The sequence below is a fragment of the Streptomyces sp. NPDC002643 genome (assembly GCF_053592555.1).
Genome location: NZ_JBSFVY010000006.1, coordinates 1 through 25,965, shown reverse-complemented (window position 1 = coordinate 25,965; position 25,965 = coordinate 1). Strand labels below are relative to the sequence as shown.

22 protein-coding genes, 1 tRNA gene, 1 other RNA gene and 1 pseudogene are annotated in these 25,965 nt (G+C 70.3%); 17 read left to right on the top strand and 8 right to left on the bottom strand.

Translation table 11 applies throughout. The features are described 5' to 3' along the window. Positions 1-108 precede the first annotated feature (108 nt). The gene (locus ACWD4G_RS10760) at positions 109-1,527 is read right to left on the bottom strand and encodes a cation:proton antiporter (RefSeq protein WP_451292634.1); all 1,419 of its coding nucleotides are present in this window, start codon (positions 1,525-1,527) and stop codon (positions 109-111) included. An 8-nt stretch (positions 1,528-1,535) separates the two neighbouring features. After that, positions 1,536-2,021, bottom strand: coding sequence for a cation:proton antiporter regulatory subunit (locus tag ACWD4G_RS10755; RefSeq protein WP_451292338.1), 486 nt, complete (start codon positions 2,019-2,021; stop codon positions 1,536-1,538). Positions 2,022-2,246: 225 nt separating this feature from the next. Between ACWD4G_RS10755 and ACWD4G_RS10750 the strand changes: the two genes are divergently transcribed. The 5 genes from ACWD4G_RS10750 (at position 2,247) to ACWD4G_RS10730 (ending at position 6,969) form a co-directional block, all read left to right on the top strand. Further along, a complete protein-coding gene (locus ACWD4G_RS10750; RefSeq protein WP_451292337.1) occupies positions 2,247-2,681 on the top strand; it encodes a hypothetical protein in 435 nt (144 codons plus the stop codon). A 65-nt stretch (positions 2,682-2,746) separates the two neighbouring features. Beyond that, positions 2,747-3,280, top strand: coding sequence for a helix-turn-helix transcriptional regulator (locus tag ACWD4G_RS10745; RefSeq protein ID WP_451292336.1), 534 nt, complete (start codon positions 2,747-2,749; stop codon positions 3,278-3,280). A 10-nt stretch (positions 3,281-3,290) separates the two neighbouring features. Further along, positions 3,291-3,701, top strand: coding sequence for a VOC family protein (locus ACWD4G_RS10740; RefSeq protein WP_451292335.1), 411 nt, complete (start codon positions 3,291-3,293; stop codon positions 3,699-3,701). 182 nt (positions 3,702-3,883) lie between these two features. Further along, entirely contained in the window at positions 3,884-6,277 is a 2,394-nt protein-coding gene (locus ACWD4G_RS10735) for an ATP-binding cassette domain-containing protein (RefSeq protein ID WP_451292334.1), read from the top strand. 50 nt (positions 6,278-6,327) lie between these two features. Beyond that, entirely contained in the window at positions 6,328-6,969 is a 642-nt protein-coding gene (locus ACWD4G_RS10730) for a DinB family protein (protein WP_451292333.1), read from the top strand. 96 nt (positions 6,970-7,065) lie between these two features. On the opposite strand, the gene ACWD4G_RS10725 is transcribed toward ACWD4G_RS10730, so the two are convergent. Continuing rightward, positions 7,066-8,007 (bottom strand): phosphorothioated DNA-binding restriction endonuclease, encoded by a 942-nt coding sequence (locus ACWD4G_RS10725; RefSeq protein ID WP_451292332.1) that lies wholly within the window; start codon positions 8,005-8,007, stop codon positions 7,066-7,068. Between the two features lie 70 nt (positions 8,008-8,077). Next, entirely contained in the window at positions 8,078-8,614 is a 537-nt protein-coding gene (locus tag ACWD4G_RS10720; protein WP_451292331.1) for a GNAT family N-acetyltransferase, read from the bottom strand. 250 nt (positions 8,615-8,864) lie between these two features. Here ACWD4G_RS10720 and ACWD4G_RS10715 point away from each other — a divergent pair, with 250 nt between their 5' ends. The 4 genes from ACWD4G_RS10715 to ACWD4G_RS10700 are packed head-to-tail and all read left to right on the top strand — an operon-like array spanning position 8,865 to position 14,508. Then, positions 8,865-9,839, top strand: a complete 975-nt coding sequence (locus ACWD4G_RS10715; protein ID WP_451292330.1) for an ABC transporter permease — start codon at positions 8,865-8,867, stop codon at positions 9,837-9,839. After that, positions 9,839-10,777 carry an ABC transporter permease gene (locus ACWD4G_RS10710; RefSeq protein WP_451292329.1) on the top strand — a complete coding sequence of 313 codons (939 nt, stop codon included), beginning with the start codon at positions 9,839-9,841 and terminating at the stop codon, positions 10,775-10,777. Before ACWD4G_RS10715 ends, ACWD4G_RS10710 begins: the two co-directional genes overlap by 1 nt. Next, positions 10,774-12,828 (top strand): dipeptide ABC transporter ATP-binding protein, encoded by a 2,055-nt coding sequence (locus tag ACWD4G_RS10705; protein ID WP_451292328.1) that lies wholly within the window; start codon positions 10,774-10,776, stop codon positions 12,826-12,828. The genes ACWD4G_RS10710 and ACWD4G_RS10705 overlap by 4 nt, the downstream gene beginning before the upstream one ends. Positions 12,829-12,852: 24 nt before the next feature. After that, entirely contained in the window at positions 12,853-14,508 is a 1,656-nt protein-coding gene (locus ACWD4G_RS10700) for an ABC transporter substrate-binding protein (RefSeq protein WP_451292327.1), read from the top strand. Between the two features lie 73 nt (positions 14,509-14,581). Here ACWD4G_RS10700 and ACWD4G_RS10695 read toward each other — a convergent pair whose 3' ends face one another. Next, positions 14,582-16,162, bottom strand: coding sequence for an alpha/beta hydrolase (locus ACWD4G_RS10695; protein ID WP_451292326.1), 1,581 nt, complete (start codon positions 16,160-16,162; stop codon positions 14,582-14,584). A gap of 121 nt (positions 16,163-16,283) precedes the next feature. Between ACWD4G_RS10695 and ACWD4G_RS10690 the strand changes: the two genes are divergently transcribed. Beyond that, positions 16,284-17,240, top strand: a complete 957-nt coding sequence (locus ACWD4G_RS10690; RefSeq protein ID WP_451292325.1) for a GlxA family transcriptional regulator — start codon at positions 16,284-16,286, stop codon at positions 17,238-17,240. Positions 17,241-17,499: 259 nt separating this feature from the next. Beyond that, positions 17,500-18,498 (top strand): type I glyceraldehyde-3-phosphate dehydrogenase, encoded by a 999-nt coding sequence (gene gap, locus ACWD4G_RS10685; protein WP_451292324.1) that lies wholly within the window; start codon positions 17,500-17,502, stop codon positions 18,496-18,498. 56 nt (positions 18,499-18,554) lie between these two features. Here the strand turns inward: gap and ACWD4G_RS10680 are convergent, their stop codons facing one another. Further along, complete coding sequence (locus ACWD4G_RS10680; RefSeq protein ID WP_451292323.1) at positions 18,555-18,950, bottom strand: nuclear transport factor 2 family protein; 396 nt, start codon at positions 18,948-18,950, stop codon at positions 18,555-18,557. Between ACWD4G_RS10680 and ACWD4G_RS10675 the strand changes: the two genes are divergently transcribed. From ACWD4G_RS10675 to ACWD4G_RS10660, 4 genes are all read left to right on the top strand, one after another. Beyond that, positions 18,949-19,479 carry a proline dehydrogenase gene (locus ACWD4G_RS10675; RefSeq protein ID WP_451292322.1) on the top strand — a complete coding sequence of 177 codons (531 nt, stop codon included), beginning with the start codon at positions 18,949-18,951 and terminating at the stop codon, positions 19,477-19,479. The genes ACWD4G_RS10680 and ACWD4G_RS10675 overlap by 2 nt on opposite strands. A 238-nt stretch (positions 19,480-19,717) precedes the next feature. Next, the gene (locus ACWD4G_RS10670) at positions 19,718-20,203 is read left to right on the top strand and encodes a hypothetical protein (RefSeq protein ID WP_451292321.1); all 486 of its coding nucleotides are present in this window, start codon (positions 19,718-19,720) and stop codon (positions 20,201-20,203) included. Positions 20,204-20,211: 8 nt separating this feature from the next. Then, entirely contained in the window at positions 20,212-21,726 is a 1,515-nt protein-coding gene (locus tag ACWD4G_RS10665) for a hypothetical protein (RefSeq protein ID WP_451292320.1), read from the top strand. Then, positions 21,723-22,436, top strand: coding sequence for a hypothetical protein (locus ACWD4G_RS10660; RefSeq protein ID WP_451292318.1), 714 nt, complete (start codon positions 21,723-21,725; stop codon positions 22,434-22,436). The genes ACWD4G_RS10665 and ACWD4G_RS10660 overlap by 4 nt, the downstream gene beginning before the upstream one ends. 115 nt (positions 22,437-22,551) lie before the next feature. On the opposite strand, the gene ACWD4G_RS10655 is transcribed toward ACWD4G_RS10660, so the two are convergent. Together ACWD4G_RS10655 and ACWD4G_RS10650 are read right to left on the bottom strand one after the other, a co-directional pair. Beyond that, entirely contained in the window at positions 22,552-23,511 is a 960-nt protein-coding gene (locus ACWD4G_RS10655; protein ID WP_451292316.1) for a hypothetical protein, read from the bottom strand. A 523-nt stretch (positions 23,512-24,034) separates the two neighbouring features. Beyond that, positions 24,035-24,119: transfer RNA gene (locus ACWD4G_RS10650), tRNA-Ser, on the bottom strand. Positions 24,120-24,192: 73 nt separating this feature from the next. Between ACWD4G_RS10650 and ffs the strand changes: the two genes are divergently transcribed. Then, positions 24,193-24,287, top strand: an RNA gene (ffs, locus tag ACWD4G_RS10645) — signal recognition particle sRNA small type. Between the two features lie 97 nt (positions 24,288-24,384). Further along, positions 24,385-25,896 (top strand): annotated as a pseudogene (locus ACWD4G_RS10640) (DNA polymerase III subunit gamma and tau); the annotation flags it as partial. Positions 25,897-25,965: the final 69 nt, after the last annotated feature.

Below are 25,965 nucleotides of genomic sequence, written 5' to 3'. Positions count from 1 at the left end.
GGTGCGGGGGCGCGAGCGGCGCCGTATCCCTCGGCCATGAGGTGGTGGCCGCCGCCAGCCCCCCTGGCCGCCCCCACACCCCGCGCGAGGGGCCGTGCCCAGCCGCCCCTACGCCCTGCCGCCCGCGTCCTGTTCGTCCAGTTCCAGGGCCTCGCGCGGGCCGGGGACTTCGGGTGCCCGTGGCCCGTGCCCGTCCCCGGTCCCGGCCAGCGGGTCGCCGTCCGCCACCCGCGCACCCTGCCCCGCGGAGTCGCCCTTCTTCCGCGCGGCTCCCGCGCGGCCCCTCAGCTTCGCGGTCGCCCACATCGCCGCCGGCTCGGTCCAGCGGGCGGTCAGAGGGCCGACGATGACGAGGATGAGGACGTAGGCGGTGGCCAGGGGGCCGAGGGAGGGTTCGATGCCGGCGGTGACGGCGAGGCCCGCGATGACGATGGAGAACTCGCCACGGGCGACCAGCGTGCCGCCCGCCCGCCAGCGGCCCTTGGCCGAGATGCCCGCCCGGCGGGCCGCCCAGTAGCCGGTGGCGATCTTCGTGCACGCGGTGACGACGGCCAGGACCAGGGCGGGCACCAGGACCGGAGGGATCGACGCCGGGTCGGTGTGCAGACCGAAGAAGACGAAGAACACGGCGGCGAAGAGGTCCCGCAGCGGCGCCAGCAGACTGTGGGCGCCCTCGGCGACCTCACCGGAGAGCGCGATGCCCACCAGGAACGCCCCCACGGCCGCCGACACCTGGAGCTGCTGGGCGAGCCCGGCGACGACGAGGGTCACGCCGAGCACGACGAGCAGCAGTTTCTCGGGGTCGTCACTGGAGACGAAACGGGAGATGTGGCGGCCGTGGCGGACCGCGATCAGCAGGACCAGCCCGGCGGTGCCGAGCGCGATGGCGAGGGTGACGCTGCCCGCGGCCAGGCCCGCTCCGGCGAGCAGCGCGGTGACGATCGGCAGATAGACGGCCATGGAGAGGTCTTCCAGGACCAGGATGCTCAGCACGACCGGGGTCTCGCGGTTGCCGAGGCGGCCGAGGTCGCCGAGGACCTTGGCGATGACCCCGGAGGAGGAGATCCAGGTGACCCCGGCCAGGACGACCGCCGCGACCGGGCCCCAGCCCAGCAGCAGGGCCATGGCGGCACCCGGGAGCGCGTTGAGCGCGCCGTCGACCAGACCGGCCGGGTACTGCGTCTTGAGGTTGGAGACCAGATCGGTGGCGGTGTACTCCAGGCCGAGCATGAGCAGCAGCAGGATCACACCGATCTCCGCGCCGATCGCCACGAACTCCTCGCTCGCGCCGAGCGGCAGCAGCCCGCCCTCGCCGAAGGCCAGCCCGGCGAGGAGATAGAGGGGTATCGGCGAGAGCTGGAACCGCCCGGCGAACCGGCCCAGCAGCCCGAGGCCCAGGATGATCGCGCCGAACTCGATCAGGAAGACGGCGGAGGAGTGCCCCGAGGACTCCGCCGACAGAGAGAAGGCGGGGTGCGTGAGGAGAGGGCCCGATGAGGACGTGTGCAGGAGTGCGGCGAGGTGCATCGGTCCGCTCACTCCCGACCGAGTATCGTCGCGGCGGTCTCCACACCCTCGCGGGTGCCGATCACGATGAGCGTGTCACCGCCGGCCAGCCGGAAGTCCGGCGCCGGCGAGGGGATCGCCTCGGCCCGCCGCAGCACGGCCACGATGGACGCGCCCGTCTCCGTACGCATCCGGGTGTCGCCCAGCACCCGCCCGTTCCAGTACGACGACGAGGCCAGCTCGATCCGCTCGGCGACCAGGCCCAGTTCGGTGGTGGACAGCAGGGTGGGGCTGTGGTGGTCCGGCATCAGCGCGTCGACGACGGCGGCGGCCTCCCCCGCGCTCAGGTGCACCGACATCGAGCACGCGTCCGGGTCGTCGTCCCGGTAGGCGCTCAGTGTGCGGGTACCGTCCCGATGCGCCACCACCGAGAGACGGCGCCGCTCCCGGGTCGAGAGGTCGTACCTCACCCCGATCCCCGGCAACGGTGTACTACTCAGACGCGGAGCACCCACGACTGCCCTCCTCTTCCGCTCTGTCCCGCCCTGTCCTGTCCGATTCGGATATTTCTTCGAACAGCGGTCGGTGCCACCCTAACGAGACTCCGGCGAACGGGACGAGAGCCCGAAAAGCGGCTGGCGGGGGCGGGGTTGGGGGCCGGGTGGGAGAATCCACGTCCCCGTCGTCGTCGCGGCTGTCGAGGAGTCGGGCGGCGGGGAGGAGCGCGAGGAGGCGCAGGCATGATCCAGTGGGTGTCGTGGGGCACCGGACCCCGGCCCGTGCCCCAGCCCGTGGCCACGCCGCTGGTGTGGGCTTCGGCGTGCGCCGGCGCGATGGTGCTGGTCGCCGCGCTCAACGCCCTGGTCGGTACGGACAGCCCCGGCCTCGCCCTCGCCGCGCTCTCCCTGCTGTCCGCGACTCTCGGCCGCTACGCCCGCTTCACCGCCGCGCCCGGCACGGCCGCCCTGTGCTGGCTCTTCCTCAACGGCTTCGCCATACCGCCCCTGGGCACGCTCACCTGGGCCGGCCCCCGGGACACCTTCTGGCTGACCTGCCTGCTGACCGCCGCCCTCACCGGCACCACGGTCGCCCGCCTCGCCCAGGCCCGCGCGGCCTACCGCCGCCTCACCACCGGCGTCCCCCCGACCAGCCCGGACCGCCCGTACGACTTCTGACCCGGGCCGCTGTCAGTGGGGTCCGGCACAGTGGTGGGTGGGACCACGTGCGAAGGGATGTCCAGGTGAGTGGCACCAAACCCTCCGGGACCGCCGGAGAGCGGAATCTGCGGGATCTCGTGCTGTTGCGCCGGGTACGGGACCGGATCGACCGGGAGTACGCGCGACCGCTGGACGTGGAGGCGCTGGCGCGTGGGGTGAACATGTCGGCGGGGCACCTCAGCAGACAGTTCCGGGCGGCGTACGGGGAGTCGCCGTACGCGTATCTGATGACGCGGCGCATAGAGCGGGCGATGGCCCTGCTGCGGCGCGGGGACCTCAGTGTCACCGAGGTGTGCTTCACGGTGGGCTGCTCGTCGCTGGGCACGTTCAGCAGCCGGTTCACCGAGCTGGTGGGGGTGCCGCCCAGCGTCTATCGGCGTCAGGCGGCCGAGCGTACGACCGTGGGGATGCCGTCATGCGTGGTGAGGCAGGTGACGCGGCCGGTGAGGGTCACCCCGGCCAGGGGCGCGGAGGCGGGGCCGGTTCGCAAGGCGGAGGCGGGGCCGGTTCGCAAGCCGGTCAGGAATCGAGAAGCGCCGGGGGTGGAGCGCGCCTAGCGTGGCAGCCATGGACCTCACCATTCACGCCAGTTTCCTTCCGCACGACGACGCCGACGCCGCGATCGCCTTCTACCGAGACGTCCTCGGCTTCGAGATCCGCAACGACGTCGGTTACAGCGGGTTGCGCTGGATCACGGTCGGCCCCAAGGAGCAGCCCGCGATCAACATCGTGCTGTCGCCTCCGGCCGGCGACCCCGGTATCACCGACGACGAGCGCCGCACGATCACCGAGATGATGGCCAAGGGCACCTACGGCGGTATCGTCCTCGCCACCCCCGACGTCGACGCCGTCTTCGAACGCCTCCAGGCAAAGGACGCCGAGGTCGTCCAGGAGCCCACGGACCAGCCGTACGGAGTCCGCGACTGCGCCTTCCGGGACCCCGCCGGAAACATGATCCGTATTCAGCAGAGGGGCTGAGGGCGGCCGGGTTGGCGATTCGGGCGCGGCCTGGAGCTGGGGCCGCGCCCCAAAGGGGCGCGGGGAACTGCGCGACAAGCCACGACGCGGCCGCAGCCGACCGACGACATAGCGCGGCACCCCAGTAGACAGCCCAGCTGCACTCCGGGCCGACCGATGACGACGAAGAAGGAGACGACGCAATGAGCGAGGTCACAAGTGCGGCCAGGCCTGCGGCCGGAGCGCATGAGGCCGACAGCCACGACCTGATCCGAGTGCACGGCGCCAGGGAGAACAATCTCAAGGACGTCAGCATAGAGATCCCCAAAAGACGGCTGACGGTGTTCACCGGCGTATCCGGCTCGGGCAAAAGCTCCCTCGTCTTCGACACCATCGCCGCCGAGTCCCAACGCCTGATCAACGAGACGTACAGCACCTTCGTCCAGGGCTTCATGCCCACCCTCGCCCGCCCGGAGGTCGACGTCCTCGACGGCCTGACGACGGCGATCATCGTCGACCAGGCCCGCATGGGCGGCGACATCCGCTCCACCGTCGGCACCGCCACCGACGCCAACGCCATGCTCCGCATCCTCTTCAGCCGCCTGGGCGAACCGCACATCGGCCCGCCCAGCGCGTACTCGTTCAACACGGCCTCGGTGAAGGCGAGCGGCGCGATCACGGTGGAGCGGGGCAACAAGACGAAGGCGGAGCGGGCGACGTTCAGCCGTACCGGCGGTATGTGCGTCAACTGCGAGGGCCGGGGCACCGTCTCCGACATCGACCTCACCCAGCTCTACGACGACTCGAAGTCGATCGCGGAGGGCGCGTTCACCATCCCGGGCTGGAAGTCGGACAACGTGTGGACGGTCGGCCTCTACGCCCAGTCCGGCTTCCTCGACCCGGACAAGCCGATCCGCCGCTACACGAAGAAGGAGATGCGGGACTTCCTCTACGGGGAGCCGACGAAGGTCAAGGTCAACGGGGTCAATCTGACGTACGAAGGGCTGATCCCCAAGATCCAGAAGTCGTTCCTGTCCAAGGACAAGGAGTCGATGCAGCCGCACATCAGGGCGTTCGTGGAGCGTGCGGTGACGTTCGTGACCTGCCCGGAGTGCGACGGGACGCGGCTGAGCGAGGGCGCCCGTTCGTCGAAGATCGGGCGGATCAGTATCGCGGACGCCTGTGCGATGGAGATCAGGGATCTCGCGGAGTGGGTGCGGGCGCTGAAGGAGCCGTCGGTGGCGCCGCTGCTCACCTCGCTGCAGCGGACGCTGGACTCGTTCGTGGAGATCGGCCTCGGCTATCTCTCCCTGAACCGGGCCTCCGGCACGCTCTCCGGCGGCGAGGCGCAGCGAGTGAAGATGATCCGCCACCTCGGCTCGTCCCTCACGGATGTGACATACGTCTTCGACGAGCCCACGGTCGGCCTCCACCCCCACGACATCCAGCGCATGAACGACCTGCTGCTGCGTCTGCGCGACAAGGGCAACACCGTGCTCGTCGTCGAGCACAAGCCCGAGGTGATCGCGATCGCCGACCATGTCGTCGACCTGGGCCCCGGCCCCGGTACGGCGGGCGGCACCGTCTGCTTCGAGGGCACGGTGGCGGGGCTGCGCAAGGGCGGCACGATCACCGGGCGGCATCTGGACGACCGGGCCTCGGTGAAGGACGAGGTCCGCAAGTCCACCGGCGCGCTGGAGATCCGGGGCGCGAGCACCCACAACCTCCAGAGCGTGGACGTGGATGTCCCGCTGGGTGTGCTGTGCGTGGTCACGGGCGTGGCGGGCTCGGGCAAGAGTTCGCTCATCCATGGCTCGATCCCGGCCTCCGAGGGTGTGATCTCGGTCGACCAGACGCCGATCCGCGGCTCCCGGCGCAGCAATCCGGCCACGTACACCGGACTCCTCGACCCGATCCGCAAGGCCTTCGCCTCGGCCAACGGCGTCAAGCCGGCCCTCTTCAGCGCCAACTCCGAGGGCGCCTGCCCCACCTGCAACGGCGCCGGGGTCGTCTACACGGACCTGGCGATCATGCAGACCGTCGCCACGCCCTGCGAGGACTGCGAGGGGAAGCGGTTCCAGGCGTCCGTCCTCGACTACCACCTCGGCGGCCGGGACATCAGCGAGGTGCTGGCGATGTCGGTGACGGAGGCGGAGGAGTTCTTCGGCGCCGGCGAGGCCCGTACGCCGGCCGCGCACCGCATACTGGAGCGGCTCGCGGACGTCGGCCTCGGCTATCTCACCCTCGGCCAGCCGCTCACCACCCTCTCAGGCGGCGAGCGCCAGCGCCTGAAGCTGGCCACGCACATGGCCGACAAGGGCGGTGTCTATGTGCTGGACGAGCCGACGACCGGCCTCCACCTCGCCGACGTCGAACAACTCCTCGGCCTGCTGGACCGCTTGGTCGACTCCGGCAAGTCGGTCATCGTCATCGAACACCACCAGGCCGTCATGGCCCACGCCGACTGGATCATCGACCTCGGCCCCGGAGCCGGCCACGACGGCGGCAAGGTCGTCTTCGAGGGCACCCCGTCCGACCTGATCGCCGACGGCTCGACGCTGACGGGGGAGCACTTGGCGGCGTATGTGGGGGTGTGATCCCTCAAATTGCGGTGCGGAGGCAGTCATGGGGTCAGCAGACTGACCCCATGACTGCCTCCCCGGACGCCGATGCCAAAGACGATGCCAAAGACGATGCCAAAGCCGGCCTTCGTTTCTATCTCCAGAACGCCCGTGACGCCCTGCTGTGGAAGCTCGAAGGGCTCTCCGAGTACGACATCCGGAGGCCGATGACGCCGACCGGCACCAATCTGCTGGGCCTGGTGAAGCACGTGGCCATCATCGAACTGGGCTATCTCGGCGACACGTTCGGCCGCCCCTCCGGGGAACCCCTCACCTGGGAGACGGTGATGGCCGACGACGACCCCAACTCCGACATGTGGGCCACCCCCGACGAGTCCCGCGAGTGGATCACCGACCTCTACCGCCGTGCCTGGGCCCACTCCGACGCCACCATCGACGCCCTGCCCCTGGACACCGTCGGCACGGTCCCCTGGTGGCCCGCCGACCGCAACACGGCCACCCTCCACCACATCGTCACCCGCGTCATCGCCGACACCCACCGCCACGCGGGCCACGCCGACATCCTCCGCGAACTCATCGACGGCGCCGTCGGCATGAACGAGACCAACACGAGCATGCCGACGGATGACGCGAAGGCATGGGCGGACCACCACGCCCGCCTGGAAGACGCGGCGGTGGAGGCGGAGCGCAGACGGCAACAGCCGTAGACGCCCCTTGCCGTTCGGCGACACGCCTGCCGTTCCGCCTGCCGTTCCGCCTGCCGTTGTGCCGGCCCGTTCCGTCAGTCGTCGACGGTCGCGGCGTCAGTCGTCGACCGTCACGGCGGCCGGACGCGGGGCCCCGTGGAACACCTGGCTGATGTGCCAGTCCCGGTGGGCCGGGGCGACGGAAGGGGCACCCGCCTGGGGCCCGAGCAGCGGCCGGCCCGCGAGCGCCAGCACCTGCGCGCGGGCCGCGTCGCTGTGCCCCACGAAACGCTGCGAGACCAGCACCCGCCGGCCGTCGCCGACCCCGAGGACGCCCTTGTCGAAGAGCTTGTGGTGCAACGAGCACAGACACAGCCCGTTCTCGACCTCGTCCGGCCCGTCGAACGCCCACCACCGCACATGCGCGGCCTCCAGCCCGACGGACACGGCTCCGATCCGCCCGTCGTAACCACAGAAGGCACACCGGTATTCGTACGCGGTCAGCACCAGCTCCCGCATCCGGGGGTCCCGCTTCCGCCGTACGCTCTCGCCGAGCCCTTCGACCCCCTCGATCCCCTCGATCCCCCTGGCCCCCTGGATCTCGACCGGCTCCAACTCCAGCCCGACGGCCTCGCACAACTCGCTGTGGAGGGAGGGCGGGAAGTGCAGATCGAGGAGCGCCCGGGCCATCCGGGGCAACAGCGAGGGCTCCCGCCGCAGCGCCGTCCGCAGCTCCGGCACCAGCCGCCCCGCGGCCCCCGAGGCCCGAAGCTCCCCCACCCCGGTCCCGGGGCTCCCGGGCCCGCGCTCGGTGCGCACCTCCCACACCCCGTCGCTCACCAGATGATGGAACGGGTACGAGGGCGAGGTCTTGCGCGGCGGCCCGTACTCCTCCAACAGCCGCCGAAGATCGTCCTCGACGGCGCTGTACCGCAGCTCCCCCTCACCGTCCCGCTGGAACCGCCCCAGCGCATACAGCACCAACAACGGCTTGTGCGGAGCCCGCGCCCCACCCCGACTCCACTGCCGCAACCCCGAGACCCGCCCCAGCCAGTCCATGACCACCGATCGTAGAACCGGCGCGGAACCGGTGATGAGGCGGGCGTGGTTCGGCCCGCCGGTCCTGCCGTCAGTCCCGCCCCGCGACGAGGGACCACACCTCCACGTCATGGTGTACGCCGGCCAGCTTCACGGATGAGCGGAGGACGCCCTCCCGGCGCATGCCGAGGCGTTTCGGTACGGCGAGGCTGGGGGTGTTGGTGGTCGCGGCGGACCACTCCACCCTGGTCAGGCCTCGGGTGGTGAGGGCCCAGTCGGTCAGGTGGCGGGCGGCGAGGGTGACCAGGCCCCGGCCGCGGGCCTCCGGGGCGAGCCAGGCGCCCAGGGAGCAGGTGCCGTTGCGGGTGTCGAACGTGGCGAAACCGGCGCCGCCCACGAGGAGGCCGTCCAGCCAGATGCCGAAGAGCCGCCGGCCGTCCCGTATCTGGTCCTCGGCGTAACCCCGCAGCCACGCCTCGGCCTTGGCCACGTCATCGATCGCGGTCGCCCACGGCAGCCACGGCGCCAGATGCGCCCCCGACCGCTCGACGAACTCGTAGAACTCCCGCGCCCGCCAGGGCTCCAACGCGCGCAACTCGGCACCTGGGGCAAGGGGATGACTGAACATGGGCTTTCCGGCTTTCGTCGCGGCGATCAAGGATCAGTGATCGAGAACTTCATAAGGCCCCTGGGCATCGCGGGAGTTGAGGGGTTGTGGGTGATGTGTGCGCATACGGTTCTCAAGTCTTCAAGATCTTGCTCGGAGCGGCCCGGCGGAGCATAGTGTTCCGGCGGACCGAGATGTAAGGCGCCGATCGCCTCCCTCCCCACATCCGGTAGCGCGTGACAGGTCGGTCGTAAGGGTCGGTTCGTCCCGTATGGGCATCGTGGCCATCATCACCTTCGTCGTCAGACGGCTGTCCGGCGGCCTTCTGCTCCTGCTGGCCCTCAGCCTCCTCGTCTTCACCCTGCTCGCCGCCGCCCCCGGCACCCCGGTCCAGACCCTCCTGGGCACCCGCCCCGCGACCCCCGAACTGGTCGCCGAACTCCACGCCAGGCACCACCTCGACGACCCCTTCGCCGTCCGCTACCTGTACTGGCTCTCCGACGCGGTCCACCTCGACCTCGGCACCTCGATCTCCGTCCAACCGGGCACCCCGGTCGCCGACATGATCTACGGCCGTATGGCCCTCACCGCCGAACTCGCCCTCTACTGCCTGCTCTTGGCCCTCCTGGTCGGCATCCCCCTCGGCGTCGCGGCGGGCGTCCGGCGCGGTCGTGCCGCCGACCGGGGCATCTCGCTGCTGGCCACGATCGGTTTCGGCGCCCCCGTCCACGCCCTGTCCATCGTGCTGCTGTACGTCTTCGGCGTGGCCCTGGGCTGGTTCCCGGTGTACGGCGCGGGCGAGGGCTTCGCCGACCGGGTCGTCCATCTGACGCTGCCCGCCGTGGCGCTCGCGACCGTGCTGTCGGCCGTCGTCGTACGGCAGACCAGGGCGGCCACCCTGACGGTGTCCCGCCAGGACTACGTCACCTTCGCCCGGTTACGAGGGCTCAGCCCGACCCGCGTGCTGTTCCGCTACATCCTGCGCAACTCCGCGCCCCAGGTGCTCACCAGCGCCGGTCTCCTCCTCATCGCACCCCTCGGCTCCGGCGTCTTCATCGAGCAGGCGTTCTCCCTGCCCGGCGCCGGCTCACTGCTGCTGGCGGCGGTCGCCGCCGAGGACGTCCCGGTCGTCCAGGGCCTCGCCCTGCTCCTGGGCACCCTGGTGATCCTGATCAACCTGCTGGTCGACCTCCTCACGTACGTCGTGGACCCCCGCGTCCGCCTTCACGGGGAGGGGAACCACTGATGGGCCGACCGGACCCCGGGACGCCTACGGTCTCGGGCGAACACGCCGCTCCCGGCCGGCACGCTGTGCCCACCCCGGCCGACGTACCCGCCCCCTCGAAGGGCTTCCGCCCGCCCCCGCCCCTGGTCGTCCTCGCCGTGATCGCGGTCACCGTCATCGCCCTCCTCGTCCTGACCGGCGACCGTCTGGCTCCGTACGACCCCGAAGACCAGGATCTGATGCGCGGCGCGGCAGGCCCCGGCGACGGGCACTGGCTCGGTACCGACACCCTGGGCCGGGACGTCCTCTCCCAGGTCCTCGCCGGCACCCGCACCGCCGTGATCGGCCCCCTCTGCGTGGCGATCGGCGTCCTGCTGCTGGGCGTCCCCCTCGGGATCGCGGCCGGCTACCGCCGTGGCCTCCTCGACGCCACCACCAACCGCCTCGCCGACCTCATCTCCGCGTTCCCCGCGATGCTGCTGGTCATCGTGGTGGTCGGAGTGATCGGCGGCGCGGACGACCGCCTCGGCGGCTACTGGCTCGCCGTAGCCGTCCTCACCCTGCTGTCGCTCCCGGCGCAGATCCGCCTCTGCCGCAACACCACCCTCGTACAGGCGCGACTGCCGTACGTCGAAGCCGCCCGGGTCCTCGGGCTGCCCGCCCGGCGGATCATGTTCCGGCACATCCTGCCGAACATCCTGCCCACGGTCCTCGCCACCTTCCTCCTCGACTTCGTCGGCGCCCTGATCGGTCTCTCGGGCCTGTCCTACCTGGGCCTCGGCGTACCGCCCGGCACCCCCGACTGGGGCGAACTCCTCCGCCAGGGCCAGACCCTGCTCACCGTCAACCCGTATCTCTCCCTGGCCCCCGGTCTGATGATCATCACCACCGCGACCGGCGTCACCCTCCTCGGCGACTGGCTGTACGACCGCCACACCGACGGGACGGCCCACCGATGACGCCCGACGAGCGGCCTCTCCCCCTCCTGTCCGTACGGCACCTCCACGTGCACGCCGCCGCCCCGCACCCCCGAGGCCGGACCCACACCCAAACGCGCACCCGCACCCTGGTCCGTGACGTCGGCTTCGACCTGGCGGCCGGTCAGACCCTCGGCATCGTCGGAGAGTCCGGCAGCGGCAAGACCCTCACCGCCCGCGCGATCACGGGCGTACTCGCCGACGGTCTACGCGCGGAGGGCGAGGTCCTCTTCGACGGCATCCCCCTGCTGGGCAGACGCGAACGCGACCTGCGCCCCCTGCGCGGCACCCGCCTGGCCATGGTGCTGCAGGACCCCTTCACCGCGCTGAACCCGTCGCAGACCATCGCCGAACACCTACGGGAGTCACTGGCCCCGCACGTCCGCCGCGACCGGGCCACCGCCACCGCCGAGGTCGCCCGCCGCCTGAGCGAAGTGGAACTGGACCCGTACACGGTCGCCGACCGCTACCCGTTCCAGCTCTCCGGCGGGATGCGCCAGCGCGTGGCCCTCGCGGCGGCCCTGGCCCGCGACCCCGATCTGCTCATCGCCGATGAACCGACCACCGCCCTGGACGTCACCACCCAGGCCGAGATCCTCACCCTGCTGCGGCGGCTGAGGGCCGAGCGGGGTATGGCCCTCGTCCTGATCACCCATGACCTGCGCGTGGCGTTCTCGGTCTGCGACCGGGTGCTGGTGATGTACGCCGGTTCCGTCCTGGAGGACGCCCCGGCCACCGCCCTCGCCCGCGCCCCGCGCCACCCCTACACCCTCGGCCTGATCCAGACCGAACCCCCGGTCACCCACTACGTGGACCACCTCGCCACCCTCCCGGGCCAGGTCCCCACCCCCGACAGCGTCACCGACCACTGCGCCTTCGCCGCCCGCTGCACCTGGCGCCAGGACATCTGCGTCACGTCGCGCCCGGCCCTTGTACCGCTGCCGGAGCGCTTGGCGGCGGAGACGTTTCACGTGAAACATGAAGGGGGCCAGGGGACCGCCGACCCGTACCGCTACCACCGTTCCTCCGCCTGCGCCCGTATCGCCGAGATCGCCGACGACCTCAGCGCCCTCCGCCTCCACCCGCCGACCCCGGGCACCCCGCCTCCCGCCCCCGCGGGCGTGCCCCTCCTCCGTGTCACCGGCCTCACGAAGACGTACGGGACGTCGTACGGGAAGGAGTACGGGCGGTGGCTGTCACCCTTCCTCCGGCCTCGGGACAAGGGGGCGGGGACGGCCACCCCCGCCCTGCACGAGGTCTCCCTCGAACTCCATGAAGGTGAATCCCTGGGCGTCGTCGGCGAGAGCGGCTCCGGCAAGACCACCCTGGCCCGCTGCGTACTGGGCCTGACCACCCCGACCTCGGGCACGATCCGCCTCGGCGACCTGGACGTCAGCGACCACCGCCGCCTCACCCGTGACGACCTCCGCGAGGCCCGCCGCCTGGCCCAGATCGTCTTCCAGGACCCGTACGCCTCCCTCAACCCCCGCCTGACCATCGGCGCGACCCTGAGCGAGGCACTGGCGGCGGGGGACGCCCATCACGACCGTACGGGCCATCACGACCGTACGAGCCGTCACGACCGTACGAGCCGTCACGACCGTACGACCCGCGCCAACCCCCCAGCGGACCGAGCCCTTGGCACCGCCGAACTGCTGGACCTCGTACGCCTCCCCGCCCCCTACGCCCGCAAGCACCCCCACGAACTCTCCGGCGGTGAACGCCAACGCGTCGCCATCGCCCGCGCGTTGGCGGTCCGCCCCAAGCTGCTGATCTGCGACGAACCGGTGGCGGCGCTGGATGTGTCGGTACAGGCCCAGATCCTGGAGCTGCTGCGCGAGGTGCGGACGGCGTACGACACGAGCCTGATCGTCATCACCCATGACCTGTCGGTCGTACGCCAGCTGACCGACCGGGTCGTCGTCCTGCGCGGCGGCGAACTGGTCGAGACCGGCCCCACCCCCGACACCCTCGACTCCCCCCGACACCCCTACACCCAACGCCTCCTCGCCTCCATCCCGGGCGAGAGGTGACCGCACGGAAAGCAGGCAGAAGAAATGCCCCCCACCGACCGCACCCCCCGCCGCAGGACCCTGCTGGCCGCGGCCCTCCTCACCACCCTCACCACATTCACCGCCACGGCCTGCGCCGGAGGCGACGGCGGAGACGACACAGAGAACAGCGACACACCCAGAACGACGAACAAGGCGATACCGGTGGTGAACTGGGCCCTGCCCAACGCCCCCGCGTCGCTGGACTACGCGAAGAGCTACGACAACAACTCCACCGGCGCGGTGATGTCCCTGGTCACGGAACCCCTGGAACGCGTCTCGTCCACGGGGGAGTTCACCCCGAACCTGGCGACCTCGGTGACCCAGCCGGACGCGAAGACGCTCGTCTACAAGCTGCGCTCGGGAGTGAAGTTCTCCAGCGGCGCGGAGATGACGGCCGAGGACGTGGTGTGGAGCATCGAGCACTTCTCGGCGCCCACGGCACAGACGTCGGCGGTCGGCCAGCAGGTGGACACGGTCGAGGTCACCGGCCCCATGGAGGTGACCGTCAAGCTCAAGGCACCGGTCCCGACGGCCCGCGCGGGTATCGCCATCACCACGCTCGTGGAGGAGGCGAAGTACGCGAAGGAGCACGCGAAGACGCTGGGCAACGCGGGTTCGGCACCGGTCGGCACGGGCCCGTACAAGGTCGAGTCGCAGACGGCGGAGAAGATCACCCTCGTCCGGAACCCGGAGTACGCCCGCACCCCGAAGCCCGCCGCCGACAAGGTCGTCTTCTCCGTGATCCCCGACGACACGGCCCGCCAACTCGCCCTGCGCTCCGGGGAGATCGACGGCGGCGCGATCACCGCCCGCAAGAGCGCGGACCAGTGGAAGTCCGTACCCGGCGCGACCCTCTACGCCTCCCCGTCCCTCTCCCAGGACTTCCTGGCGATGGACGTCACGAAGGCTCCCTTCGACGACGTCCACGTCCGCCGCGCCGTGGCCCACTCGGTGGACCGCGCGGGCATCATGAAGGCCGCCTTCGACTCGTACGCGCAGCCGATGAACGGACTGGTCCCGGCCCAGGAGCTGGCCGGAGTGGCAGGCTCCCGGCAGAACGCGGAGGACTTCCTCGCCGGCCTCCCCCAGTACGAGCTGAGCGAGACGAAGGCGAAGGCCGAGCTGGCGAAGTCGGGCCACCCGAAGGGCTTCACGGCGACGATCGAGTACGTCAAGGACTACCCCTGGCAGGAGCTGGCCGCCCTCAACATCCAGCGCAACATGAAGCCGCTCGGCGTGACGATCACCCCGAAGCCGGTCACCACGAACGAGTGGTACGGCAAGTTCTTCAAGCACGAACTGACCGACATCACCCTCCCCTTCGGCTTCGGCGCGACCTACCCCGACCCGGCCCCCCTCCTCGGCAAACTGGTCGGCAAGGCCAACATCGGCCCCCAGAAGATCAACATCGCCAACTGGACCACCCCGGAGGTCGACAAGGCCCAGTCGGTCATCACCACCGCCGGCTCCGACGCCACGCGCTGGACCGCCACGCAGACGATCCTCACCGCCGTCGCCGACCAGGTTCCCTACATCCCCCTCTTCACCGAGGACGAGCTGTACGCCGTGGGCGAGGGCATGGCCTTCGACACCTCCGGCATCACCTCCTTCGACCTGTCCAACGGCACATGGATCTTCCACCTGAAGTCGACGGGGTGAGCACGGCCGCCGGTCGATGGCCTGTGATGCGGCTGCGGGCCGGAGCGCTATGACACGGCCGCCGGCCGGTGCCCTATGACGGGGGCGCCGGCCGGACGCGGGTTCCCGGCGCGCGGCAGACCGTGTCGTGGGCGGGCAGTCGGCCGTGGGCCAGATACGTACGGATGACCGCGTTGACACACGCGTCGTCCTGCCCGACTCCGTGATGGTGACCGCCTCGGAAGGTGAGGAGCCGGGAGCTGGGCAGCAGACGGCGCAGGACCCGCGCGCCGGGGTAGGGGGTGCGGGGGTCGCCGGTGGAGGCGGCGATGAGGACGGCCGCGTCCTCGCGTACGGCGGTGGGCTCCTCGCGGGGCGGTGTCGGCCAGAACGCGCAGGGGGTGATGTTGTGCACGGCGGGGCCGAAGAGGGGGTGATCCCGGCGGCCGCGCCGGATGTCGTGCCAGTACGACTCCGGGTCGTGCGGTGCGGTGACGTCGCCGCACAGGATGGCGGTCGCGGCACTGCCGTAGGCCGAGGCGGAGCCGGTGGACAGCGACTCCAGCAGATCACGAAGGGCCCGGCCCGGGACCGCCGGTTCGCCGTCGGCGGCCTTGGCCAGCACGGACAGCGTGTCGGCGAGCGCTCGCCGACTGTTCTCCGCGTCGCTTTCGAGCTGGTACAGCAGGGCCACCGGGATCACCGTGTCATCCACCTGGAACACCTTCGGGGGCGCTCCGACGGCCAGTGGCCGCCCCGCTGCGGCCCGCATGATGCCGTGGACCCGGCGCAGCACCTGGGCACGGGTGCCGCCCAGCCGGTACTCGGCGTGGTGCCGTGCCGCCCAGGCGGCCCAGGCGGCGAGCGCCGCCTCGTTGGCCGGCGCCGCGTCCCTCAAGATCCGGGTGTCGTAGCGCAGCGGATTCATGGGCCCGTCGAAGACGACCCGGTCGAAGCGGCCAGGGAACATCTGGGCGTAGACGGTGCCGAGGTAGGTGGCGTACGAGAAGCCGTAGTACGAGATCCTTTCCTCCCCCAGGACATGGCGCAGGACGTCGAGGTCGCGAGCCGTGTTGCGGGTCGTCGCATGGGGCAGCAGATCGGAGCGCGTACGGCGGCAGCGGTCGGCGAGGTCCTTCTGGAAGGCGACCTGGTGTTCGAAGGCGGCGCGGGTGAGGCCTGCCGAACGGGCCGCGTGGCTCGTGGGCCAGCCGCAGTCGAGGGGGGTGCTGCGGCCGACGAACCGAGGGTCGTAGCCGACGATGTCGAAGCGTGGGGCGAGGCCGGTCAAGGGGGCAGGGGGGTCGGCGCCGTTCTCCAGCACCGAGTCGCCGGGGCCGCCCGCGACCATCACGACCGTCCCGATCCGGTGCGCGGTGTCCGTGGCCGCGACCCGGGACACGGCTACGGTGAGCGTACGGCCGCCGGGGTCGTCGTAGTCCAGCGGAACCGTGATCCCGGCGCACCGCGCGCCCGCTCGCTCCAGCCTTCGACCGGCTTCGTCCTCCGCGCCTCGCACGCAACTCGTCCACTCGACGCGTTGGCGGTGGTAGCGGTCCAGCGGGTCCGGTGCTGGGTCCGGGGCCGGGCGCGCGCTCACGCCCGTCAGACAGATGAGCGTCGCGAGCGCCGCGATGCCGGTCGCCCCACGGCGGAATCCGATGATCACGGTCATTCACGCTAGGTGCCGTGGGCGAGGCTGTCCTGCCACATGTCGCCCATACGGGCGTGCTCTCGGAGGCTCCCGGAGGTCAGGGCGCAAGGCCCGGCCCCGCACCCCCTCGTACCCTGTCCCCGTGCCGTCCCCCCGCCCGCATCGCGTAGCCGTCCTCGTGCTCGTGGGTGCCAAGCCCCTCGACGTCGGCATTCCCGCGCAGGTGTTCACGACCCGCGCGAGCATGCCGTACGAGGTGCGGGTGTGCGGGGCGGCACCCGGTCTGGTGACCGGCGCCGACGGCCTGTCGTACCACGTCGCCCATGGCCTCGACGCGCTCGCGTGGGCCGACATCGCCTTCATCCCCGGCTACCGGTTCCCGGACCGCGACGACCCGCCGCGTGCCGTCGTCGACGCGCTGATCGCGGCCCACGCCCGGGGCACCCGGCTCGCCGCGATCTCGACGGGCGCCTTCGCGCTCGCCGCCACGGGCCTGCTCGACGGCAGACGCGCCACCACGCACTGGCACTACACGCGGGCGCTCGCGGCGAAGCACCCGCTCGTCCGGGTCGACGAGAACGTGCTGTTCGTCGACGAGGGCAGCGTGCTGACGTCGGCGGGCGCCGCCTCCGGCATCGACCTGTGCCTGCACATCCTGCGCGGCGACCTCGGGGTGGCCGCCTCGAACCACGCGGCCCGGCGCCTGGTCGCGGCCCCTTACCGCAGCGGCGGCCAGGCCCAGTACGTACCGCGCAGCGTGCCCGAGGCGCTCGGCGAACGGTTCGCCGCCACCCGCGAGTGGGCGCTGCACCGGCTCGGCGAGCCCCTCACCCTTGAGGTGCTGGCGCGGCACGCGGGGGTCTCGCCGCGTACGTTGTCGCGGCGTTTCGTCGAGGACACGGGGTACACGCCGATGCAGTGGGTCATGCGCGCCCGCATCGACGTGGCCCGTGAGCTGCTGGAACGTTCGCAGCGCAGCGTGGAGCAGATCGCCGCCGACGTCGGTCTGGGCACCGGCGCGAATCTGCGGCTGCACTTCCAGCGCATCCTCGGCACCACGCCGAGCGAATACCGGCGCACCTTCGCGCGGGGGGAGTAGCCCGCCGCCGCGTGGCGTCCGGCTGCTCGCGCGTGTGGTGGCGGGCTACTCGGGCGTGGGGCGGCGGGCCACTCACGCATGGGGCGCCGGGCCACTCGGCGTGTGGCGCGATCCTTTTGAACCGTGGCGATCCCGCCGCTGTCACGCGCGGATGCCGCACGCGACGCTGGTGGCGAACCGAATGGTTCGAGCCCTGCGAAGGCTTCGAAGGGCTCGAAGAGAGACCGAATGGTTCGAAGGGACCGAAGGGACACCACCCATGACTCGCATCGCGATCAACGGATTCGGCCGTATCGGCCGCAATGTGCTGCGCGCACTGCTCGAACGCGACAGCGACCTCGACATCGTCGCCGTCAACGACCTCACGGAGCCCGCCACCCTCGCCCGGCTGCTCGCCTACGACACGACGGCCGGCCGCCTCGGTCGCCCGGTGACCGTCGACGGGAACGTCCTCGTCGTCGACGGCCGCCGCATCACGGTGCTCGCCGAGCGCGAACCGGCGCAGCTGCCGTGGGCCGAACTCGGCGTGGACATCGTGCTGGAGGCCACCGGCCGCTTCACCTCGGCCAAGGCCGCCCGCGCCCACCTCGACGCCGGCGCGAAGAAGGTGCTCGTCAGCGCGCCGTCGGACGGCGCCGACGTCACCCTCGCGTTCGGGGTCAACACCGACGCGTACGACCCGGCCGTACACACGATCGTCTCGAACGCCTCCTGCACCACCAACGCGCTCGCGCCGCTGGCCGCGGTCCTCGACGAACTCGCGGGCATCGAGCACGGCTTCATGACGACGGTGCACGCCTACACGCAGGAGCAGAACCTCCAGGACGGCCCGCACCGCGACGCCCGCCGCGCCCGCGCCGCCGGCGTCAACATCGTGCCGACCACGACGGGCGCCGCCAAGGCGATCGGGCTCGTCCTGCCGAACCTGGACGGCAAGCTGTCCGGCGACTCGATCCGCGTGCCGGTTCCCGTGGGCTCGATCGTCGAACTCAACACGACGGTCGCCCGCGACGTGACCCGCGACGACGTACTGGCGGCGTACAGCGCCGCGGCGCGGGGCCCGCTCGCCGGCATCCTCGAATACTCGGACGACCCGCTCGTGTCGTCCGACATCACGGGCAACCCGGCCTCGTCGATCTTCGACTCGGCCCTCACCCGCGTCGACGGCCGCCACATCAAGGTGGTCGCCTGGTACGACAACGAGTGGGGCTTCTCGAACCGGGTGATCGACACGCTCGAACTCCTGGCCACCGGCTGACGGAGGCCGGGGCGCGGCGGGGCGGGCACGCCCATGTCAGGGGCACCCGGCGGTGTTCAGCCGACGCCCCCGAAGGCGTCCTCGGCCTGCTGGTCGGCGGAGAAGTGGATGGGGATCGCGACCAGCACGCCGTTGACCATGGGGTCGCCGGTCGCCTGGAGTTCGAAGGTTCCCCCGGTGGCGGTCACCTGCGCGGCGAGCATCCGGCCCACCGCCGCGCCGCCGCCGTAGGTGCCGGAGACGGCGTTGTCGCCGGGCTGATGCCACAGGATGTCGTCGGCGAACAGACCCACGACCGCGGCGAAGTCCTTGGCGGACACGGCGTCGACGTAGCGCCGGGCGACAACAAGGACAGCATCAGCGCGAAGGCCCTCACCGACACCCTCCGCGACCTGGAACGCGACGGCAGGCCGACAGCCAACTAGCCCCGGCCGTCGGCAGAATGGGGCCATGGACGCTGGACTCACGGCACTGCTCGGCGCCGCCGTAGGCTCACTCGCCACGCTCGGTTCCGCGATGGTCACGGGGCGCGCGGCGGCGCGCTCGCAATTTGGTCAGTGGCGCCGTCAGCACCGCCGAGACGCTTACGCGAACTACCTGGGCGCGTTGTACGACCGAGACGTCGCCCTGGACTCCGTGCGTGACGCACTTCGGGCAGACCGCCCGGACCTGCGGGAAGTCGACGAGCGGATGGAGCGCTTCACCGCCCAGGCTCGCGGGGTCCATCGGGCCGCCGAGTTCGTCATCCTCGAAGGTCCCGAATCCGTGGTGGAGGCGCTCTACCGTGTGGTCCGCGCCGCCGACGACCTCGCCAAGGTCGTGCGGCGGATGGTCGGTGATGCCCATGCGGGTGACACATCCCGCAAAGCCGCGGACACCGCGCTCGCCGCTGAACGGGAGCACCTGCTGTACCAAGCCGTGAAGGGCTTCCGCGCGGCGGCTGCGGACGTCCTAGGCGACAGCCGGATACGCGTCTACTGATCGTCAGGGGTGGCCAAGCTCCGCAAGAACCGGCTACGTCCCAAGCACGTCATGGCTGCGGGGGACCAGCGAAGCCACCGCCATCCGCCTCCTAGGAGGAGTGAGGCTCCCGGGGTACCGAGACGCGGGGCGAGCTGAACTGCTGGCCGAATATAGGTAGTTGATAGGCTGGCGTGAGCGACGGGTGGTGGCCACTGCGAGGCCCGCCGCAGGTGGCGAGGCCGGGACGGGGGACGAATTGGCCTGGGAAGAGTGGGAGAGAGCCAAGGCTGCGGCGTCGGATGGTCAGGCTGTCCAGTCGGATGGGCAGGCAGTCCAGACGCAGCTGAATCAGGCCGGACCGGGAGGCGCGGGTGACGCGGATCTCGTGGTCCACCAGGACGACCTCGGCGCTGTCGGCCACGAGGCGTTCGTTCTCCACGGCGAGCTGAAGAAGAAGGCCGACATCGCCGGGATGGGCGCGGACCAGAACGGCTCCGGCTCCACCATGCAGGCGGCCGCCGTGCTCAAGAGCCACAACCTCGGACTCGGTTCGGAGCTGGAGTCGACCGTCGAGATCTGGACCTCGCAGGTGAAGCACGTCCTACAGGCTTGCGCGCACATCTCCAACCACCTCGACTACAGCAAGAAGCTGCACGCGCAGGAAGACGTAGGGATCGCCGCCGAAATCAGCGGCCGTACGGGACCGTTGCCCGTCTCGGCGCTGAACGACTACTTCAAGTAGGAAGCGCCATGGGAGATTTCTCGTACTCGGACCTCATGGCCCTGGACCTCACCAAGCTGGGCACGGTCGCGTCCGACTGGGGAACGATGGCCGGCCAACTGGCCCAGCTCACGACCGACGTACGGGACGGCTTGACGAAGAAGTCCGAGGAAGCCCGCTGGAAGGGCGTCAACGCCGGCGTGACCAGGGACTTCGTACGCAAGACGGCCAAGGAGTTCACGGACCTCCAGACAGAGGCCGAGAGCATCGCCAACGTCCTCACCGACGCGCACAGCGAGCTGACCCGGTACCAGAAGCAGGCGCAGAGCCTCACCGACTCGGCACGCGAGGGCGACCCGGCCCGCACTCCGCCGGACCCGGGACTCCTCGTCTTCGACGGCCCGGGCGGCACCGTCCGCGTCACGGAGGCGATGTGCACTCCCGAGGGCCCCGACCAGCGCACCAAGGACCGCATCCAGTGGTACGCGGACACCCTCACCGGAATCGTCCAGCACGCCGCCGAGGTCGACGCGGCGGCCGTACGCGCGCTGCGCAAGAGCCACGGCAACGACCCGCACAACGCGGGCCACGCCAGGTACACGTCCCTCGACGAGGAACAACTGCCGCGCGCGAAGGAACTGGCCGGGCTCGCCGGGGACGCGACCCCGAAGCAGCGCGAGGAACTGCGCCGCCTGTGGGAGTCCCTGAGCCCCGAGGCACGGGCACAGCTCTGGCTGGCGCAGAAGGACGACCTGATGGCAGCGGGCATCCTGAGCCCCACCATGCCGCAGATCGCGGCGGACGCGGGCTCGGGGAAGCACGGGTCCGAGTCGCCTGGCTTCGACGAGTGGGTCACCAAGCAGAAGATGGAACTGCTGACGGAGGGCGCCGACTGGAAGGGCATGACGGACGCGTCCCGCCACATGGCGCACTACCTGGGAAACAGCGGCAGTCCCATGAACCTGCCCGTGGACAAGATGATGACGGACGTCCCCGCCTTCAAGTCGTACGTCGACGACACGGTCCGGCTGAACCAGGACGACTGGCGCAAGCAGGCCCTGGAGGAGTTCAGGAAGAACGGCGGAAAGCCCGTCGCCTTCCCGGTCGAGGCGAAGCAGCCCGAGGGTTTCTACTTCACTCAGCAGGACGACCCCAACTGGTTCTACGCGGTGGGTGGCGCCAACACCAATGTCACCGGTGTGGTGACGGCCGTTCCGGACGCGAACGGCAACCCCAAGATCAGCGTCGACTACCAGGCGAACGTCTGGGACCGCTACAACTGGGACGAGGGCAAGGGCGTCAACGTCGGTCCGCTGGACATCCCCGACGGACAGATGGCCAAGCTGCACCGGGTGGGCATGGCCCAGGAGTTCGACATGTCGGGCAGCAGCAGCGTCAAGCACTACGATCTCGGCTCCTCGGAGCCCAACGACGACCCGCTGCCGGGCCCCGACGACAGCAGGGACGGACGCTTGAACCCCGGCCGAGAGCAACAGCAGGACCGAACGACCAGCGGGGCGGCAGAAAGAGCGGACGGCCGATGAACGACGTCAACGCGTACCGGGCACCCGAAGAGGGCGGCAAGGGCCGTCGTGGCGGCCGTCGCTGGTGGCTCGTCGCAGGTGTGGCCGTCGGTGTGCTGGCCCTCTCGGGCGCCGTGACCGCGGCGGGGTGGCTCCTCGCCGACCAGGGCGGCGACGGCGCCGGCGACCGCGTGGCGGAACAGGCGGCGGACGCGAGGTGGGCCGAGGGGATCACGCCGGAGTGGATGAGCGAGCAGATGGGCCTTGACGTCCCGGTCACGGCCCGGTCTCCCCAGGCCGCATACGAGGTCACCTCCCGCTTCGACACGGGCCTCCTCACCTTCACGCTGACGAGGTCCGAGGCGGAGACGTACCTGGAGGAGCACCCCCCGGAGGGCAAGTGGCTGGAGCCGTCCTCCGCGCAGACCGACGTCACTCCCCATGACTTCGCGCACCTCGGGCTCCCGGAACCGGAGACGTTCAAGGACGGCATGCGCTACGGCTACGTCTGCCCCGGCGCCGCCGAGGCCACCGAAGATCCCGGAGCCTCCGGCACCCCTGACAACCCGTACGGTACGTCCGACGCCTACGACACGTCCGACGAGCGCTGCATCCGTCTGTACGCACACGAGTTCTCACCCAAGCGAACCCGTATCTACCTCCGCGCCCACTTCGAACCCGGCATCAACCCTCTCCCCGCGACCCCGTCCTCATCGCCATCGACGGACTGAGGCCGTCGTTCCGCCTGATCAGGCGGCTGCGGAGAATACGAGATGCGAATTCGTGAGAGGTTGACGCGCCTGCTCCGGGGAGCCTTGACCTGTTCCCTTACCCGATCGACTTCCCTTACCCGACCGACCTTGTGTCGTCATCCCCAAGCCACTTGTCACTGATGCTGATGGCCGGCTGAATGACTTCCGGATAACGGTCCGGAGGGTACTCCCGCTGAATCTCCTTGCCGGTTCGGCGATCCTTGATGATCTTTACGCCGGCCGCCTTCATTTTCTTCAGGGTGCCGATGGAGTCACCCGATACGAGGGCGTTGAACGCTTTGATGGCCTGAGCCGACTGCTGAACACTGTCCCTGCTCACGACTCCGCGGTTCACATTGATCATGGTGTGCGTATACAGGGATCGAGGGTCTCGCCCGACGAATTCGCGGCTGGTCTCGCCGATGCCGTCGAAGAACAGGTCGGCGATACTCTCAGGCCATACTTCTGTGATGATCGTGCGCGCGACAATCAAGCCCGTTGCGCTGGAGTGGCATTGCTTTCCCTTGCTGACCAGGCTGACGATGCGCTCCTCGTCGACCGGCCACCTCGGGACCAGATCCTGTACTTGTTCGGCGGTCAGCCGCCCGCTGGTCCACCTCATCCAGTGCAGGCCCGCAGCGCGGTTTGCGAGGATCTTGAGCGCGGCCGCATAGACGTTGGAGTTGCTCTGCCTCATCTCCGTGATCTGTGCGACGAAGTCGCCAGCGGTACGGACGCGACCGCCGTCAATCGCGGCAAAGGTGTCCGGGCTGAGGTTGTACGTGACCTGTGCGGTCACGGTAACGCCGGTCTCGATAATGGCGGCGGCTCGGTGCTGTCCGTCGATGAGACAGCCGTGCCAGTCCAGAGCGAAGCCTTGGTGGGTGGTGCGAAACTGTCTATTGCGCAGAATGCTCTTGAACTTGTCCACATTGGAGCGCTTCAAGGGGACGCGATTACATGTCCTCTTTTCCATCCAGATCGAACACTTGTCGGGCGTCACTTCGGTGATCTCGGTGTATGCGCGCGGATTCTCACTGCCTTCCCCGGTCACGTTCTTCCCTCTCCTCGCTTTGCGCCGACATCTTGGAGGCCGAGAGCGGCGCGACTGCGCGTCTCGATCACTCGCTAGAGATGCTAGGGGGTGACTCTTCGAGTTGCGTCTGATTGTTGTATTGCAGACGCGAGTAGCCAACTAATTAGTAGTTTGGATCGATATTGATATTCTTTGACAATTTTTGCGCGATGCCGACGACTGCTCCAACAGCGCCTGACGACGACTAGAGCCGCGGAACCCGCCGCATGCCTGACGGGTGCGGAGCTCTCCACTCATGACCCGCCCCGAGCCCGTGCTCAACGTCTCTCTGGTCGGCTTGGCGGCCGAGCGGCCGAGCGCGGTGGGCCCCGCATTTCCTCAGCGGCTACTGGAGGGCACAAGAGTTCGGTACGCCCGGCTGCGCGGCGCTCGGCGCACTGCCGCCCACCGTGCTCATGAAGATCGCCGACGGCTGAGGACCACAACGAAGGGGCCCGCTGGAGATCAGCGGGCCCCTTCGTCTGCCTGTTCAGGCGAGGTGCGGAGGATACGAGATTCGAACTCGTGAGGGGTTGCCCCCAACACGCTTTCCAAGCGTGCGCCCTAGGCCTCTAGGCGAATCCTCCGCCGGAAACATTACATGACCGAGAGGAGTGCTCGCGAACTCGTTCCCGGTCCCTGACGTCGGGTACTCTGTGCGGAGCCCCTCACGCGGCGCTATCTGACTGAACTCCCCCAGGGCCGGAAGGCAGCAAGGGTAGGTCGGCTCTGGCGGGTGCGTGGGGGGCGTCTGCGTTCCCTGCCCTGTCCTGCCGTGCCCTGCCCTGCCCCGACCTGTCGGGTGTCCGAGGTCGGGGCCCGTTGTCAGTGGGCGGCTATAACCTCGTATGCGTGTCGTCTCTCGCGCTGTACCGCCGCTATCGCCCGGAGTCGTTCGCCGAGGTCATCGGGCAGGAGCATGTCACCGACCCGCTGCAGCAGGCGCTGCGGAACAACCGGGTCAATCACGCGTACCTGTTCAGCGGGCCGCGTGGCTGTGGCAAGACGACCAGTGCGCGCATCCTCGCGCGGTGTCTCAACTGCGAGAAGGGGCCCACGCCGACCCCGTGCGGCGAGTGCCAGTCCTGTCAGGACCTCGCGCGCAACGGCCCCGGTTCCATCGACGTCATCGAGATCGACGCCGCCTCGCACGGTGGTGTGGACGACGCCCGTGAGCTGCGGGAGAAGGCCTTCTTCGGGCCTGCGAGCAGCCGCTACAAGATCTACATCATCGACGAGGCCCACATGGTCACGTCGGCCGGTTTCAACGCGCTGCTGAAGGTCGTCGAGGAGCCGCCGGAGCACCTCAAGTTCATCTTCGCGACCACCGAGCCCGAGAAGGTCATCGGCACCATCCGCTCGCGTACGCATCACTATCCGTTCCGGCTCGTCCCGCCCGGCACGCTCCGCGACTACCTCGGCGAGGTCTGCGGCAAGGAGGACATCCCGGTCGAGGAGGGCGTTCTGCCGCTGGTCGTGCGCGCCGGGGCCGGTTCCGTGCGTGACTCCATGTCCGTCATGGACCAGCTGCTCGCGGGCGCCACGGACGACGGTGTGACGTACGCCATGGCCACGTCCCTGCTCGGTTATACGGACGGGTCGCTGCTCGACTCCGTCGTCGAGGCCTTCGCGGCAGGGGACGGGGCCGCCGCGTTCGAGGTCGTCGACCGGGTCATCGAGGGCGGCAACGACCCCCGTCGCTTCGTGGCCGACCTGCTGGAGCGCCTCCGCGACCTCGTCATCCTCGCCGCCGTGCCCGACGCCGTCGAGAAGGGGCTCTTCGACGCCCCCGCCGATGTGATGGAACGTATGCAGGCCCAGGCCGGCGTCTTCGGCGCCGCCGAGCTGAGCCGCGCCGCCGATCTCGTCAACGAAGGACTGACGGAGATGCGGGGCGCCAATTCGCCGCGCCTCCAGCTCGAACTGATCTGCGCGCGCGTCCTGCTGCCCGCCACGTACGGCGACGAGCGGTCCGTCATGGCCCGCCTCGACCGCCTTGAGCGCGGCGTCAACTTCTCCGGGGGCGGCCCCGGACCCGCGATGGGGTACGTGCCGGGGCCCGAGGCGCATGGTGCGCCTGGAGGGTACGGCGCTGGACACGCGGGTGCCGCGCCCATGGGGATGCCTCCGCAGGCCGCGCCGCAGGGCATGCCGGTGCAGGTTCCGCCGGGTGGTGGCGCCGCGGCGGCTCGGGCCGCGGTACGGGGGGCCGGGGGGCCGGGGGCGCCGACCGCGCCTGGGGCAACCGGTGTGCCTGGTACGCCGGGGGGTCCCGCTCCCGCTCCTGGGATGCCGGGTGGCGGTGGTGGGGGTGCGCCTGGTTCCGATGCGTACGGTGCCGGGCGTCCGGGACCGGCTCCAGCCAGGTGTTGTCGGGGCGGGGTGCGAGGGCGGCCCGGGCGAGGGGCGTGGACTCGCTGAGATCCATCGGAC

Excerpts from the sequence above, each read along its gene's own strand:
- ACWD4G_RS10760 (WP_451292634.1), bottom strand. The coding sequence starts at position 1,527 with ATGCACCTCGCCGCACTCCTGCACACGTCCTCATCGGGCCCTCTCCTC.
- ACWD4G_RS10750 (WP_451292337.1), top strand. The coding sequence starts at position 2,247 with ATGATCCAGTGGGTGTCGTGGGGCACCGGACCCCGGCCCGTGCCCCAG.
- ACWD4G_RS10740 (WP_451292335.1), top strand. The coding sequence starts at position 3,291 with ATGGACCTCACCATTCACGCCAGTTTCCTTCCGCACGACGACGCCGAC.
- ACWD4G_RS10735 (WP_451292334.1), top strand. The coding sequence starts at position 3,884 with ATGAGCGAGGTCACAAGTGCGGCCAGGCCTGCGGCCGGAGCGCATGAG.
- ACWD4G_RS10730 (WP_451292333.1), top strand. The coding sequence starts at position 6,328 with ATGACTGCCTCCCCGGACGCCGATGCCAAAGACGATGCCAAAGACGAT.
- ACWD4G_RS10725 (WP_451292332.1), bottom strand. The coding sequence starts at position 8,007 with ATGGACTGGCTGGGGCGGGTCTCGGGGTTGCGGCAGTGGAGTCGGGGT.
- ACWD4G_RS10720 (WP_451292331.1), bottom strand. The coding sequence starts at position 8,614 with ATGTTCAGTCATCCCCTTGCCCCAGGTGCCGAGTTGCGCGCGTTGGAG.
- ACWD4G_RS10715 (WP_451292330.1), top strand. The coding sequence starts at position 8,865 with ATGGGCATCGTGGCCATCATCACCTTCGTCGTCAGACGGCTGTCCGGC.
- ACWD4G_RS10710 (WP_451292329.1), top strand. The coding sequence starts at position 9,839 with ATGGGCCGACCGGACCCCGGGACGCCTACGGTCTCGGGCGAACACGCC.
- ACWD4G_RS10705 (WP_451292328.1), top strand. The coding sequence starts at position 10,774 with ATGACGCCCGACGAGCGGCCTCTCCCCCTCCTGTCCGTACGGCACCTC.
- ACWD4G_RS10700 (WP_451292327.1), top strand. The coding sequence starts at position 12,853 with ATGCCCCCCACCGACCGCACCCCCCGCCGCAGGACCCTGCTGGCCGCG.
- ACWD4G_RS10695 (WP_451292326.1), bottom strand. The coding sequence starts at position 16,162 with ATGACCGTGATCATCGGATTCCGCCGTGGGGCGACCGGCATCGCGGCG.
- gap (WP_451292324.1), top strand. The coding sequence starts at position 17,500 with ATGACTCGCATCGCGATCAACGGATTCGGCCGTATCGGCCGCAATGTG.
- ACWD4G_RS10675 (WP_451292322.1), top strand. The coding sequence starts at position 18,949 with ATGGACGCTGGACTCACGGCACTGCTCGGCGCCGCCGTAGGCTCACTC.
- ACWD4G_RS10680 (WP_451292323.1), bottom strand. The coding sequence starts at position 18,950 with ATGGCCCCATTCTGCCGACGGCCGGGGCTAGTTGGCTGTCGGCCTGCC.
- ACWD4G_RS10665 (WP_451292320.1), top strand. The coding sequence starts at position 20,212 with ATGGGAGATTTCTCGTACTCGGACCTCATGGCCCTGGACCTCACCAAG.
- ACWD4G_RS10660 (WP_451292318.1), top strand. The coding sequence starts at position 21,723 with ATGAACGACGTCAACGCGTACCGGGCACCCGAAGAGGGCGGCAAGGGC.